Origin of the sequence: Streptomyces sp. NPDC001549 (genome assembly GCF_042894025.1) — a bacterium.
GTDB lineage: Bacteria > Actinomycetota > Actinomycetes > Streptomycetales > Streptomycetaceae > Streptomyces > Streptomyces kutzneri.
The window spans coordinates 16,766-29,585 of the sequence record NZ_JBIAVJ010000053.1 but is presented as its reverse complement, the minus strand read 5'-3'; the positions used below and the strand labels follow the sequence as shown (position 1 = coordinate 29,585).

15 protein-coding genes are annotated in these 12,820 nt (G+C 70.8%); 12 read left to right on the top strand and 3 right to left on the bottom strand.

The window, feature by feature from the left end; genetic code table 11:
* From ACFY04_RS42350 to ACFY04_RS42335, 4 genes are all read left to right on the top strand, one after another.
* Positions 1-286: hypothetical protein (locus ACFY04_RS42350; protein WP_389126317.1), on the top strand; the 286-nt coding region annotated here is incomplete at its 5' end.
* A 554-nt stretch (positions 287-840) separates the two neighbouring features.
* On the top strand, positions 841-1,599 hold the full coding sequence (locus ACFY04_RS42345) for a GntR family transcriptional regulator (protein ID WP_389126315.1): 759 nt from the start codon (positions 841-843) through the stop codon (positions 1,597-1,599).
* Between the two features lie 50 nt (positions 1,600-1,649).
* Entirely contained in the window at positions 1,650-2,909 is a 1,260-nt protein-coding gene (locus ACFY04_RS42340) for an MFS transporter (protein WP_389126314.1), read from the top strand.
* A 69-nt stretch (positions 2,910-2,978) separates the two neighbouring features.
* On the top strand, positions 2,979-3,182 hold the full coding sequence (locus ACFY04_RS42335) for a hypothetical protein (RefSeq protein ID WP_389126312.1): 204 nt from the start codon (positions 2,979-2,981) through the stop codon (positions 3,180-3,182).
* Positions 3,183-3,238: 56 nt separating this feature from the next.
* Here the strand turns inward: ACFY04_RS42335 and ACFY04_RS42330 are convergent, their stop codons facing one another.
* Entirely contained in the window at positions 3,239-3,595 is a 357-nt protein-coding gene (locus tag ACFY04_RS42330; RefSeq protein WP_389126311.1) for a hypothetical protein, read from the bottom strand.
* Between the two features lie 461 nt (positions 3,596-4,056).
* Here ACFY04_RS42330 and ACFY04_RS42325 point away from each other — a divergent pair, with 461 nt between their 5' ends.
* The 6 genes from ACFY04_RS42325 (at position 4,057) to ACFY04_RS42300 (ending at position 9,078) form a co-directional block, all read left to right on the top strand.
* Positions 4,057-4,278 (top strand): hypothetical protein, encoded by a 222-nt coding sequence (locus ACFY04_RS42325; protein WP_389126309.1) that lies wholly within the window; start codon positions 4,057-4,059, stop codon positions 4,276-4,278.
* A 315-nt stretch (positions 4,279-4,593) separates the two neighbouring features.
* Positions 4,594-4,986 (top strand): hypothetical protein, encoded by a 393-nt coding sequence (locus ACFY04_RS42320; RefSeq protein ID WP_389126308.1) that lies wholly within the window; start codon positions 4,594-4,596, stop codon positions 4,984-4,986.
* 93 nt (positions 4,987-5,079) lie between these two features.
* A complete protein-coding gene (locus tag ACFY04_RS42315; protein WP_389126306.1) occupies positions 5,080-5,361 on the top strand; it encodes a hypothetical protein in 282 nt (93 codons plus the stop codon).
* Positions 5,358-5,963, top strand: coding sequence for a hypothetical protein (locus tag ACFY04_RS42310; protein ID WP_389126304.1), 606 nt, complete (start codon positions 5,358-5,360; stop codon positions 5,961-5,963). Before ACFY04_RS42315 ends, ACFY04_RS42310 begins: the two co-directional genes overlap by 4 nt.
* A gap of 368 nt (positions 5,964-6,331) precedes the next feature.
* A complete protein-coding gene (lepB, locus tag ACFY04_RS42305; protein ID WP_389126303.1) occupies positions 6,332-7,267 on the top strand; it encodes a signal peptidase I in 936 nt (311 codons plus the stop codon).
* 578 nt (positions 7,268-7,845) lie between these two features.
* Complete coding sequence (locus ACFY04_RS42300; RefSeq protein WP_389126302.1) at positions 7,846-9,078, top strand: NAD(P)/FAD-dependent oxidoreductase; 1,233 nt, start codon at positions 7,846-7,848, stop codon at positions 9,076-9,078.
* A gap of 29 nt (positions 9,079-9,107) precedes the next feature.
* Here the strand turns inward: ACFY04_RS42300 and ACFY04_RS42295 are convergent, their stop codons facing one another.
* A complete protein-coding gene (locus ACFY04_RS42295) occupies positions 9,108-9,605 on the bottom strand; it encodes a DUF427 domain-containing protein (protein ID WP_389126300.1) in 498 nt (165 codons plus the stop codon).
* 95 nt (positions 9,606-9,700) lie between these two features.
* Positions 9,701-10,081, bottom strand: a complete 381-nt coding sequence (locus tag ACFY04_RS42290; protein ID WP_389126297.1) for a UBP-type zinc finger domain-containing protein — start codon at positions 10,079-10,081, stop codon at positions 9,701-9,703.
* Positions 10,082-10,766: 685 nt separating this feature from the next.
* On the opposite strand from ACFY04_RS42290, the gene ACFY04_RS42285 reads away from it, so the two are divergent.
* Together ACFY04_RS42285 and ACFY04_RS42280 are read left to right on the top strand one after the other, a co-directional pair.
* Entirely contained in the window at positions 10,767-11,705 is a 939-nt protein-coding gene (locus tag ACFY04_RS42285) for an SDR family oxidoreductase (RefSeq protein ID WP_389126295.1), read from the top strand.
* Positions 11,702-12,694 (top strand): 3-oxoacyl-ACP synthase III family protein, encoded by a 993-nt coding sequence (locus tag ACFY04_RS42280; RefSeq protein ID WP_389126292.1) that lies wholly within the window; start codon positions 11,702-11,704, stop codon positions 12,692-12,694. The genes ACFY04_RS42285 and ACFY04_RS42280 overlap by 4 nt, the downstream gene beginning before the upstream one ends.
* The last annotated feature ends 126 nt before the right edge of the window (positions 12,695-12,820 follow it).

The window sequence follows — 12,820 nt, the reverse complement described above, 5'->3', positions numbered from 1 at the left end:
TCCTCCTGCGCATCCGGCGACAGCCGGCGCATATCCCCACTCTCGATCACACCCGACCAACGACCAGGCAACCGAGGAGTTTCGGCTCAATAACTCCCAGGAGGCGATTCGAAGACATGCGTCGGATATCACCAACACTCTGGATGACGGAAGTGGTGCCGGCGGAGGTGACGAGGGCGTCAAGGCCATCGCCGGGCGATCGGCACCCCCGCATCACCGAGGCCTGCCGGGCGCACTGACCTGCATGCCGATCGATGGTCCACCGGTGAACCAGGTCCGGCTCTGAGGAGACCTCCACCGCAGGACTCCGCGCCGGAGGTCCCGGCATATCCGCCGTATGCCGGTCCAGTTCTCCTGTAGAACGTCCAGGGCCCGGGGGACGTCACGCCGGTGTTGCTGAGGGTGGTTTCCACCCACTCGCTTGGTATCTCTCCGACAGCGAGTTCGTTCGAGTCCTGGCGCGAAGGCGCGGTACCTCCACGCGGAGCAGGGATGGGGCGCCGCGGTGCTGTTGCCCGGTGTCGATGCGGTCAGTCAGGGCGCAGGTGTGGTTTGAACAGTTCGTAGGCGCCCGGCCGGCAGGTCCGGTTGGCCGTCCTGCCGACCTGGGGCCTCCTGGCTGAACAGGGTCGAGGCGATCATCCGGCGAAGGTGCCCGGTCCTGCTCCGCGGCGGGCGGTCAGGGACGCGATGCCGGAAACCTCCGTAGGCGTATGAGCGCCGAGCGTATTTCTACTCCAGCAGCTTTCACCTGGTGCAGTAGCTTGCCAACTTGCCAACTTGCCAACGCCCCCTGGGACCGACCAGCTGCCGCAGTGCAGGACAACCGGAGGATCGCCCATGCCCCGAGAGGCGCCGTACCTCGCAGTGGCCGACGTGCTGCGCGCACGGATTCTCGCGGGGGAGTGGGAGATCGGGGAGCGCCTGCCGTCCCGGGCGCGGCTCGCCGTGGAGTACGGGGTCGGACGCAACGTCATGCAGAGGGCCATGGACCGTTTGATCATCGACGGTCTCCTCGAAGGGCGGGCCGGCTCGGGCACCTACGTCCGCATGCCGCGAGAGCGCCTGCGGCTGGTCCGCTCGCGACACCGCGAACGCCGGGAAGGCTCTCGACACTGGCCCGACAGGAAGGAGCGGGGCAGGGCCGACGCCTGGGATGCGCACAGCCAGGTGCGCGTCCCCGCCCCCGAGGCGATCGCCGAGCGGCTCGCCATCAGCCCCGGGAACCTCTGTGTCACCACACATTACGAGTTCCTCGCCGACGGGCAACCCGTGCAGCTTTCCGAATCCTGGGAGCCGATGGCCATCACGGATGGAACGCCGATCGTGCTGCCCGAGATGGGTCCCCTGGCGGGAAAGGGGGTGGTTGAGCGCATGCGCTCCATCGGCGTGGTCGTGTCGACCGTGGTCGAGGTGCCACGCCCGGCTCGTGCCACCCAGGTGCAGGCGAACCTCCTGGGGATCAGCGTGGGAGACCTCGTGCTTCAGATCGAGCGGACCATCTTCGACACGGACGGACGTCCGGTGGAAACGGCCGACATGGTCATTCCGGACGTGCGCCGGGAAGTGGTCTACGAGTTCGGAGTCGACCGCCCGTAGTCGTTGTAACCATCAGAGAGACATCGCGTATTCGACAGTAGGGTATTGGAATGTCGAAATCCCCCCGGTTCGGCCTCTTGCATGATCAGGACTTCGGGCGATTATTCGCCGCCACTGCGCTCGGTCAACTCGGCGACCGCATCATCTTTCTCGCTCTGCCTCTGGCCACCATCACGGCATTGCATGCCGACGAGTTCCAGGTCGGATTGCTGACCGCGCTGACCACGGCAGGATCGCTCCTGGTCGGGCTGCCGGCAGGCGCGTGGGTGGACCGCACGCGGAAGCGATCGGTGATGGTCAGCACCGACCTTGCTCGCGCGCTGGTTCTCTTGACGATACCGGTGGCGTGGTGGGCGGGCCTTCTCACCATCTGGTGGCTCTACGCAGTCGCCTTGGTCCACGGAGTGCTGACTGTCTTCTTCGATGTTGCATACGTCAGTTATCTCCCACACTTGGTGGGGCGCGGCAATCTCGTGGAAGGAAACTCAAAACTGTCGGCAATACGCTCGGCGGCCAGTATCGGTGGGCCGACGGTGGCAGGGCCACTGGTCGGCCTGATCGGATCCCCTGCAACGCTTGCGATGAGTTCGGCCGGGATGGCCATGTCGGCGTTGCTCGCGATCACCATCCGGAAACGCGAACAGAAGCCAGAGCCGAGTGAGCGCCCTCGGTTGGGTCGAGAGATCAAGGAGGGATTGAAGTTCCTCGTCAAGTACCCCACCTTACGTGCAATTGTGTTGGGGGATGCGATATTCAACCTCTTCCTGGTCATGTATCAAACCATGTTGCTGGTCTTTCTGGAGCGGGAGGCAGGTCTCCAATCATTCGGCGTTGGCCTCATTCTGTCGGGAATGGGTTGCGGTGCCTTGCTGGGTGCACTGTCGGCAACCAGGGTCTCGAAGTGGGTCGGGCAAGGTCCGGTCATCTGGCTCGCGCCACTGGTCACCTGTCCGTTGACCGCCCTCATGCCGTTGGCGCGAACGGGTTGGAGCGTATACGCGGCTGCGATCGGACTCGCGGCTCTTTCACTGGGCGGAGTCGTTCGCGTGGTGGCTCAATCAAGCTTCCAACAGGCCCTGACGCCGGATCGGCTTCTGGGCCGGATGAGCGCAACAGCTCGATTCGTTTCCTGCGGCGGCATTCCTCTCGGTGGGCTTTTGGGTGGAGCCTCGGGCTCTGTGTTCGGAGCAACAGGAACGCTGTGGATCGGTGCAGCCGGCATGACGCTGAGCGTCGTTCCGAACTTCCTGTCACCGCTTCGAACGCTGCGGACGTTGCCCACGGAGAAGGCCCCCGAGTTCGCGCGCTGAGGTACAGACGCTCCACCGGCCTCCTCGACCCCTTGAACAGGACCGGCGCGCGGTAAGGAGCAGCCGCCGATGGAACAGGACGGCCTGCTCAGTCGGCCCCGCTTGGATCTGCCGTTGTGTGGCCCCGTCCTGGTGATGACCGTCTCCGACGAGGAAGAACTTGGCGAGGACGCGGAGAAGACGGCGCCGGGACGGTCGGCCGACCAGCTGCGCGGCCACCTCGGCGCCGACATTCTGGCCGCGCTGATGCAGAGGGCGGACGCCGGCTGCTGATGGTCCGCCGGCCCAGGCCCCTGCGGGGGTGCTGGAGTTCGGGGCGGGGACCGGCTTCAACGCGGGGTCGGCGGTGCGCGCTGGTGGGCGACGAGCAGGTCACCACCATCAGCATCGACCTCGGCCCCACCCTCGCCGCCGACGGGCAGGAGAACCTGAAGGCGGTCGGCTGCGCGCCGACGGCCGCGGCCGCGGACGGCCCTCGCACTGACCGCCGCCGAAGACGGCCAAGCCCAGGGCAGCTGCCATTCCTTCGCCTCCTTCATGCCGATGGCCCACCCCGAGGCCGAGCCCGACCCGCCGCCGACCATGCCCGGGAGCGCCGCGAGCGCAGCCGCGTACGCGTCGACGAGGTTGTCCCCGTGGACGGTCGCGGGCGGCGACCTCGACGCCGAGTTCCATATCGGCCTCACCGTCCCCGGCGCCTCGTTCGTCTCGGACACCAGCGGCGAACAACACGTCCACACCCGCCTCCAGATCCGAGCCCCGCCACCGGATTCTGGGTGGCCGTCGACTGCGACGGCCGCACCGCGGCCGATCTCGCCGTCACGCAGGCAGGGCGGCTGCTGGCGACTTGGACCGCCTGGCCGTCCGGGGCCCGAGTACCCATCAGGGTGTACGCGCGGGCGGGTCTCGCCGCCCCGTCTTCGCCCGGTGCGGTGCCGGTGCCGCACCGGGCACCACGGCGACGGCGGGCCCGTGTCGCGAGGCCGACCGCCACGACCACGGCGAGGCCGCGCAGAAGCTTCGCGATCGAGACGGGACGGTCGCGCGGGGCGCTGGTGCGGCGTACGCCCGACGGCGGGAGTCTGGTGTTCCCGCCAGCTTGGAGCAGCGGTTCCGGCCGCCACCTTCCCGGACGGCGGGAGGATCCATGACCGCGCTCGGCGACCTGATCGAGATCGACGACAGGACCGTGCTGGTCCTCGGCCAGGAACTGGATCTCGCGCACGATCAGCCGGACGTCGCCAACGCCCTGGTGCACCGGGCCGGCGACACCCTGATGCTCGTCGATACCGGCGTCACCCGGCCCTCCGTACGGCGTTGCGGGCGGCGGCCGACCGCGTCGGGCCCTGGTCTCGGGCGCTGCTGCTGACCACGCACGGTCATCCCGGTCACGTCGGCAACAACGACCTGGCCGACGAGCTGGGCGTGCCCGTCGAGCACTGTGTCCCCGCCGCCGACCGGACCAGACGAGGGACCCGGAGTCCTACTGGGTGCGGTCCTCCGAGCGCATCGCCTGGGCGGCGCCGCTGCCGGCACCCGAACTGGCAGACAAGGTGCTGTCGCTCTTCGTGCCGATGCGGCCCTTCGCCGCGACGACCGGACCTACGAGGAGTGGCCGCCGGAGCGGATCCGGATCGGCTCGCTGCGGTTCACCGGCTGGACCTTCGCCGACGGTGTGGTCCGGGTGCTGCGCAGCCAGGCTCACTGCGCCGGGCACGTGATCGTGCACCTGAGGGACTGCGGTGTCCTCCACCTCTCCGACGAGGGCAACGGCCCCTGCGGTGCGCTGGTCGGCGCCGACCAGCTCAAGATCCAGACCGCGCTCGGCGCCGTCGCCGGCCTCTTCGAGCAGGAGGAAGCCGCAGTCCTCACGGACGGGCACGCCTTCGCCGTGCGCCGTGGCCCCGAGGCGGCGTCCTCTCTGGACGGGCTGCTGGCGCAAGCCACCGCCCTGCAGGAGGCGGTACTCGGGCTGACCGTCGGGAGCGGGCGGATCCGGCCGAGCCCGTTCACCACCCGCTACGCGCAGTACGGGTCTGCCGTGTCGGTGGCAGCGTCGGGGCGGGGGCGGGGGTGATGCCGGCCGCGCGCGGCTGTTGGACGCCGTGGTGCGGGACGCGGGTGTCAAGGAATTCTTGACAAGTCGGCCGCGTCAAGGTTTCCTTGACGTATGTTGATCTTGAATTCGGAGGCCCGGCAGCGGGACCCCTTCCCCGCCACCGCACCCATGGCCGCCGTGCTGCCGCTCGCCGTGAGTCTCCCGGCCGTGACGGTGATGTTCGGCGGCCGGTTCGGCACCTTTGCCACCGTCGCCCTGATCGTCGTGGGCCTTGCCCTCATCGCCTGCACGGGCGGCCTGGCGGCCCGTGCGGCGGCCCGCTCCGCCGAGCAGGCGCGCCGCGACGAGGCGGTCCTCGACGCCCTCGAACCCCTTGCCGGACTGCGCCGATGAGCGACGAACCGCTGCTCCACCCGGTGGAGATGGACCGGATCCGGGAAGGGATCGCCGCAGCCGTCCTCGGCGCCCCCGAGGGGCTGGCCGAGTCACTCGAACACGACGCCCACGGCTACCTGCGCCTGGTGGACGCCTCGCGCGTCGGTGCCGAGGAGGCGAGCCGGCTGCTGCGTGAGGCCGTTCAGGGCGCCAGGGCTGCCGGCCACAGCTGGGACACGGTGGGCCGGGTCCTGGGGGTGAGCCGCCAGGCCGCCCAGCAGCGCTTCGCGGGCAAGGCCGCGGGCGCAGCCCCGTCGGCACCGCTCCCCGGGGGACCGAACGCCCCGAAGCGCCGCACCCTGGGCGGGTTGACCGCGTTCAACGAGATGGCCGCCCTCGAGGAAGCCGGCCGTGACGGCTGGCACTTGGTCGGCTACGGCCCCTTCTTCCACGAGGTGGAGGCGTCCGGCCACCCCTGGGAGCACTGCCGGGTCACGCTCCCCTCCGTCACGCGGCACAGGCGGCTGGAATCAGAAGGATGGATTCCGGTTGGTGCGGGATGGTTCCCATGGCGGTACTACAAGCGGCCCGTCGACCCCGCCACCGAAGCCGCTACCTAGGCCCGGCCGAGCTCTCCGGCCAAGCGGATCCGGAACAGATCGGCGCGGTCCGTGCCGCTCGGCGCGCCAGACGGCGGACCGGGAGTGGTCGATGCACCTGCTGAAGGTGATCGACGAGGCTGTGATGACGGGCCGGACTGTCGGGGGAGAGGTCGAAGCCCGAGCGGATCGTCCTCCACGGCGTTGCCGTACTCCCGGGCCGGGAGTACCCGCTGCCGGGCCACGGCGACACTGGCGCACTCCCAGTCGTCGTCCGCAGCGCACTGCTCCGCAGGTTTGGGAACCCCAGGCCAGCCGCAACTGCGCGAGCGGATGCATGTGTCAGCGTCCGCAATGTCGTGCGGCACGCCCGCGGGCTCGGGGCGGGGATGCCGAGAGAAATCGGTGCAGCGGACCGGCTGGCCTCCATCGGCGTGCTCACCCTGGTTCTCGACGGAGAACTCGACAGCAGTGTCATCTCAACTGACTCCGCACCGCCCAGGCCGATCATCCCCGTGCACTCGCCTGACAGGGTTCCGCACGGTGCGAGCCCCCGTCGGCGTTCCTCGCGCCGCGGGCCCGTACAGTTCAGGCGCACATCGGAGCGAGGAGAGCAGGGCGTGACCGTGGGAACGCAGGGCCGGGGGCCGGGACGCCGTCGCGGGGTGGCAGGGGTGGCGCTGCTGGTGCTGGGTGGATTTCTTAGCTGTGTCGGGGGTCTCGGCGGGTACTTCTTCATGCCGACCAGGGTTATGCCGTCGGACCATATGAGGCCGTCCCATCCGGCAGGCGGATCGATGGTCTTCAACCTGTTGGTCGCCGGTGTGGACCGCGGTGACGTGGTGCTTTTCGACGCCGCGGCCTGGGGCGAACGAAACCTGGCCGTGGAACGGGTGGTCGCGGTGGGCGGCGACCGTATCGCCTACACCCCCGGGGACCGGACACTGACCTTGAACGGGAGGCCGCTGGACGAACCGTACGTCCTGAACGGCGACCCGGTGGCAGGGTCACCCGGCGCGTTCAGCGTCAAGGTGCCCGAGGGCCGGCTGTTCCTTCTGGGCGACACCCGCGGCAACTCCGCCGACTCCCGGTACCGGTTCGAGGAGTCGGAGGGCGGCACCGTGCCCCTGTCGGCGGTGAAGGGCGCGCTCATCGACGAGGACGACCCGCTGGTCGTCGGCCTGCGGTCGGCCGTGCCCGCCGGCGGTGGGTTGCTGTTCCTGGGCGCGGTGTTCGGCGTTGCCGCGCTGCGGTTGCGCCGCCGAGCGGTGACGGCCGCGGCCCCGACGGCGGACACGGTGCCGGTGCCGGTGCCGGAAGTCTGAGGGCCCGGGCACGGAGTAGACCCGCGCGTGCTGTGTGCGACGGCCGGTCTTTGAGCTTCCCCGCCTACGACCTGCCGGAACTGACCCGGCGCTTCGGAGAACGCGCCGCAGGCCGTAGGGCGCCGCCCACTCCTGTCGACCGGAGCACCGTCGCCGTTGGCTTCTTGTGCAGGCCCGGTAGCGGTGTAGCCGGACCGGGCGGCGGCCCGCAGGCGTGATGCTTCAGGTATCGGACTTGAAGAGAGAACCCATTGGGGTGGGTGGCCGGGGTCGGCCGGCCAGGTGAGGACGTGCAGGTCCCGGTCCCGGTCCCGGCCGAAGCGGAGCCGGGTTGGTTGGGCTGCGGACGGGCCGCCCCTGATGGAGGCCTTACTCGGCAGGGACGGGTCGAGGTCCTCCAACGGCACCCAGCTGTGTGAGCCGGCGTCCATCTCATCACCGCCGGCGGTCAGCAGCAGCCGCATCGGGGTCGCGCAGGATTCGCGGCCGAGGGGCATCGGGCCCGTCGACGCCCAGCTCGGAAAGCCGCCCACCACCAGGCTCCAGGACCAGCGCCCGGGCCCGGGAGGCCACCGCCGGTGCGGCGCTCTCGCATCGGTGCGGGAGCCGCCGGACTGGCATGCGCCTCGGACCTCGCTGCGGCCGGCCTGCGGGTGCGTCTGCTGGAGGCCGAGGACACGGTCGGCGGCCGCATCCGCACCGACCGGGTCGCGGGCTTCACCACCGACCTCGGCTTCCAGGTGTTCAACACCGGCTACCCGCAGGTCAGGCGCCGCCTCGACCTGCCCGCTCTCTTCTTGCGTCCGTTCACGCCCGGTGTGCTGGTGCACACCGACGGCGGGAGGCTTCGGCTCGCCGATCCCACGCGGCGCCCACGCGACGGCATCGGTCTCCTCACCGGTGGGCGGGTCAAGCCACGCGACCTGCTTGCCTTCGGCGCCCTGTCGGCACACGCCATGCTCGCACCCGCCTCCCGTGTGCGGGCCCGACCCGACGTCACCACCCGTACGGCCCTGGCGCACGCGGGCTTCTCCGAAGACTTCGTCGAAACGTTCTTCCGGCCTTTCCTGTCAGGGGTCTTCCTGGAGGACTCCCTGGAGACCTCCGCCCGCTTCTTCCACCTGGTCTGGCGCAGCATGCTGCGCGGCACGCTCTGCCTCCCTCGCGACGGCATCGGCGCCGTGCCGGCTCAACTAGCCGCCGGGCTGCCCCAGGAGGTGCTGCGCACCTCGTCGCCGGTATCGGCGCTGACGCCAACGGGAGTGGCGTCCGGCGACGGGGAAGTGCGGGCGCGAGCCGTCGTCGTCGCCACCGGAGCCGCGGCACGCCTGCTGCCCGGCCTCGAGCCGCCTGTGGGACGGACCGTCACGACCCTCTACCACGCGGTCGAACGTTCTCCCCTCCCGGAACCCACCCTGCTGATCGACGCACGCCGCAGGTTCCTGAACACGTGCGTCCTGACCCAGGTCCAGCCCGGCTATTCCAGTGACGGCAGGAGTCTGGTGTCGACCTCCGTGCTCGGTGCCCCCTCCCCGGCGGAAGAGGCCGCCGTGCTCTCCGCCCTCGCCGAGGCGTACGGCGTGGACACCGGAACCTGGGAGCCTGTGCACCGTGTGACGGTGCGCAACGCCCTGCCTGCCGTGCCCCCGCCGATGCCCCTCACCCGGACCACCCGCATCGCCCCGGGCCGCCCGGGCCGCTATGTCTGCGGGGACCACCGCGCGACGGGCTCGCTCCAGGGGGCACTCGCCTCGGGGGCGAGAGCGGCCCGCGAGGTTCTCGCCGACCTCAGGACTGCGGGAACGCCCTGACGGACGCCACGCGCCGCCTGGTCCCGCCCTCACCAGCCGGTGGTTCCCGGACCGCCCTTGAACGGGCCCAGGATCTCGGCGGTGATCCAGCCGCCGTAGAAGTCGCCAGGCTGGGCCCGCACGCGCTCTCCGTCCACCGTGCAGAGATCAACTTTGCCCGCATAGAAGGCCAGGTAACGGGCGATGCTTCCGTACCCCGGCGAGGGAGCCTCATAGCTCCATGCCACGTCTCGGAGGGTGCACCCGTCCACAGCCAAGGTCCAGTACGTGGCCGGCCCCTTCCACTCGCAGACGGTCGTCGCCTGCGACCTTGACAACAGGTCGGTGCGCACATCGTCGCGCGGCACGTAGAAGACCGGGGGGTGTCTCGTTTCCAACACGCGTCGGCATGCCCGGGAGTCGGCGAGCGTCACCCCCCGATGCTCGATCACCACGCGCCGCGCATCCGCCTCCACACGCGGCGGTTGCGGATACTCCCCAACCGATTCCGTCGACAGCCGGCCATCCATGCGCCAAGCCTCACTCATCGCGTGCACCTCCACGTGGCCTTCGCCGGATTCCTCGCCGGCGGATGCAGTGCACCGACCTCGTGGCGAACGTGGAGGCACGATGGCCGCCGCCCTCAGCGGGGCGAGCCTGACCCGTCTTCCTCAGGCACCCGAACGAGAAAGACTTCGTCGACGAAGCACCAGGCCCAGGACTCGTCAGGGGCCAGGGAGAAAACCACGGGATGTCCCGTCCGCGCGTGGTGAGCGTAGGCGTGCCGGCCTCGGGAGCTGTCGCAGCATCCGACGTGCCCGCACGTGGAGCACCACCTCAGCCGGGTCCAGGTCCAGCCGCGGGCGCGGCATTGCACGCACACCTCGTACGGCGTCCCCGGCGATGCGGGCAGGGCCGTCAGGTGGGAACAGACACGCCCCTCGGGAAGCCCGCCGTCAGGTGACACCGCCCACGAGGAGAGTGGCTGTCGCAGGCCGTCGGAATCGCTGCCGGCGCGGGCCATCTGGAATTCCTTCCGGCTTGGGCGCGGGGGTGCCCACCTCGCCGTCCAGTGTATTGCGCATACGCACGAGCGATCCGAGCGAGCGATCCGAGCGAGCGGCACAAGGCGGCTGGAATCGCGGTTCCGGCCCGGAGCGCCCGGCGCGACGCACGGACGGCCGGTTCTCACGGGGCTGTCGGCCCCCCCGCCGGCAGGCCGCGGCGCCGATCCCCCAGGGCGCTGCGGGCGGGGGAGGCGATGCGTTCCGCGGCAGGGGTGACGTTGCGGGTCATGCCACCGGAGCTTCCCGGCGCAGCCGGACAGCGCGGCCGGACAGCGCCGCCGCCATGGGCCGCCTCGAACAGTCCGGTGTCGACGTCGCACGGATCCTCACCGACGCGCACGCGGCTGGGGCGGGTGTCGACCAGGCCGTCGCCGCCGTCACCATCGCGGCCGCCGCGCGGACTGGGCGGGGTACGCGGACGCAGACTCGGGGCTGTCGCTGCCGGCGGGCGTGGTGGTGCACCGGCCTGTGGGTGGCGGTCGGGAGCACTCCGTCCGCCGCCGTCCGCCACATCGCCGCGCCCTGCCACACGGTGGACGGACGGGCCCCGAGCGCCGGTCCGCCGATGGCCACTACCTTGCCGGGGCGTTGTCGTTGTCCGCGTGAGGGGCGCGGCCGGCCGGCCGCGGCACTGCTGTCTGGATGGAAGGGCGTGGAGCGTTGGTGGCGGGGTCGGGCGGGCGGAGTGTGCTGGTGACGGGGGCGACGGGAGGTTTCGGCCGGGTGATCGTGTTCCGTCTGGCGGGCGCGGGCTGGGACGTGATCGCCGGTGCACGCGATACGGACAAGGCCCGCGACCTCGTGGCGGATGCCGCCGAGCGGGGCCTGGCCCTGCGCACCGTCCAGCTGGACGTCGCGTGCGAGGCATCCTGCCGCCAGGCGCTGGAGGAGTGCGCCGAGATGACGGGTGGCGGTCCGTGGGCGCTGGTCAACAACGCCGGCATCCCGCAGGCAGGCGCGGTCGCCGACGTGGACGACGAACAGGCCCGTCGCCTGCTGGAGGTGAACCTGCTGGGCCCGGCTCGGCTGTGCCGGCTCGTCCTGCCGGTCATGGCCGCCCGCGGCGGCGGCCGGATCGTCAACATCTCCTCCGGGCTGGGCCGGGTTCCCTGGCCGATGGGCGCCTGGTACAGCGCGGGCAAGCACGCCCTCTCGGCCCTCACCCACTGCCTTCGCGTAGAGGCCGCTCACCTCGGAGTCCGCGTCAGCCTGGTGGAACCCGGCGCGTTCGCCACTCCCATGCTCAGCCGTGCCCTGACCGACCTCGACACCCTCCGCGACCCCGCGAACCCCGGATACGACAACACCACACGCCTGTTCACCGCCGTGGACCGCCGGGTGCCCGGCCCTGGTCCGGTGGCACGCACCGTCGAGGCATGTCTGACAGCCCGCCGGCCGCGTCCCCGCTACGTCGTCGGCCGCGACGCCCGCTTCCTGATCCCCCTCCACACCCTGCTGCCACTGACCCTCACCGACCGCCTCAAGCACACCATCACCGGACTGCCCCGCACGCCCGCACCCGCCACACCACCAGAACCCGAACCCGGCGAAAGGCCCGGGCGCGTGAAGGAGACGGCGTGAACCCCTACAGCCGCATCACCCACGCCGCGGTCCACCTGCCCGCCCGACGCCAGCACGTCACCGAGATCGAACAACTGCTCCACCAGCACAGCCCGGCCCTCAACCTCCCCGCCGGTCTTCTTCAGCGCACCTTCGGCCTGCACGAACGCGCCGTCGCCGACCCCGGCGATCTGCCCTCCGACCTCGCCGCCCGTGCCGCCGCCCGCCTCCTGCACACCGCCCGCCTGGTCCCGGCCGACATCGACCTGCTGCTGTTCGCCGCCGTCAGCGCGGACGTCCGCGAACCCGCCAACGCCCACATCGTCGCGGCGAAGACGGGCCTGGCCTGCCCGGCCTTCGACATCGGCAACGCCTGCAACGGCGTCATCAACGCTCTTCAGGTCGCCGACGCCCTCATCCGCACCGGCCGGCACCGCCGCGTCCTGATCACCTGCGGAGAAACCCTCACCCGCCTCACCCGCTGGCACCTCACCCGCGACCAGCTGCGCACCGGCCTGACCTCCCTGACCGGCGCCGACCTGGGTGCCGCCCTTCTGGTGGAGGCCTCACCCGTGCCGGGCATCACCGGCTCGGTATTCCTCGCCAACTCCGCAGGATGGCCCGCCGCCACCCTCTACGACCCCCACCACGCCCCCGACCACCCCCAGGGTCTTCACGTCGACTCCGAGGCCCTGCTGGGCTCCTTCGTCGACCTCGACGTCCAGGGGTCCCAGTGGCTCAAGGAACAGCACGTCGACGTCCGCGACCTCGATCTCGTCTGCGTCCACCAGCCGTCCGTGCCCTTCGTGGACACCTTCCGCACCCGCATGGGCATCGACACCGCGCAGATCATCCCCACTTTCCCGCACACCGGGAACGCCGCCGCCGCGACCCTGCCCCTCCAACTCGCCCACGCCGCCGTCCACAACCGGCTGGCCCCGGGCGACCAGGTCGCGCTCTTCGGACTCGCCAGCGGTGCCAGCGGCGCGGTGATGCTCCTGCGCTGGTGACACCGCCGGCGTCCCCTGACGCAGCCACCGAGATGACAGCCCCAACTGCCCTTCCGGACAACCGGGGCCGGGGTGGCGGAGGGCGAAACTCTCACTGGCGCTGGTGAGGAACGCCGTCGCCCGGCC

What these genes read in the sequence shown, in the direction of transcription:
- ACFY04_RS42345 (WP_389126315.1), top strand. Translation starts at nt 841, where the DNA reads ATGCCCCGAGAGGCGCCGTACCTCGCAGTGGCCGACGTGCTGCGCGCA.
- ACFY04_RS42340 (WP_389126314.1), top strand. Translation starts at nt 1,650, where the DNA reads ATGTCGAAATCCCCCCGGTTCGGCCTCTTGCATGATCAGGACTTCGGG.
- ACFY04_RS42335 (WP_389126312.1), top strand. Translation starts at nt 2,979, where the DNA reads ATGGAACAGGACGGCCTGCTCAGTCGGCCCCGCTTGGATCTGCCGTTG.
- ACFY04_RS42325 (WP_389126309.1), top strand. Translation starts at nt 4,057, where the DNA reads ATGACCGCGCTCGGCGACCTGATCGAGATCGACGACAGGACCGTGCTG.
- ACFY04_RS42315 (WP_389126306.1), top strand. Translation starts at nt 5,080, where the DNA reads ATGTTGATCTTGAATTCGGAGGCCCGGCAGCGGGACCCCTTCCCCGCC.
- ACFY04_RS42310 (WP_389126304.1), top strand. Translation starts at nt 5,358, where the DNA reads ATGAGCGACGAACCGCTGCTCCACCCGGTGGAGATGGACCGGATCCGG.
- lepB (WP_389126303.1), top strand. Translation starts at nt 6,332, where the DNA reads ATGCCGAGAGAAATCGGTGCAGCGGACCGGCTGGCCTCCATCGGCGTG.
- ACFY04_RS42295 (WP_389126300.1), bottom strand. Translation starts at nt 9,605, where the DNA reads ATGAGTGAGGCTTGGCGCATGGATGGCCGGCTGTCGACGGAATCGGTT.
- ACFY04_RS42290 (WP_389126297.1), bottom strand. Translation starts at nt 10,081, where the DNA reads ATGGCCCGCGCCGGCAGCGATTCCGACGGCCTGCGACAGCCACTCTCC.
- ACFY04_RS42285 (WP_389126295.1), top strand. Translation starts at nt 10,767, where the DNA reads ATGGAAGGGCGTGGAGCGTTGGTGGCGGGGTCGGGCGGGCGGAGTGTG.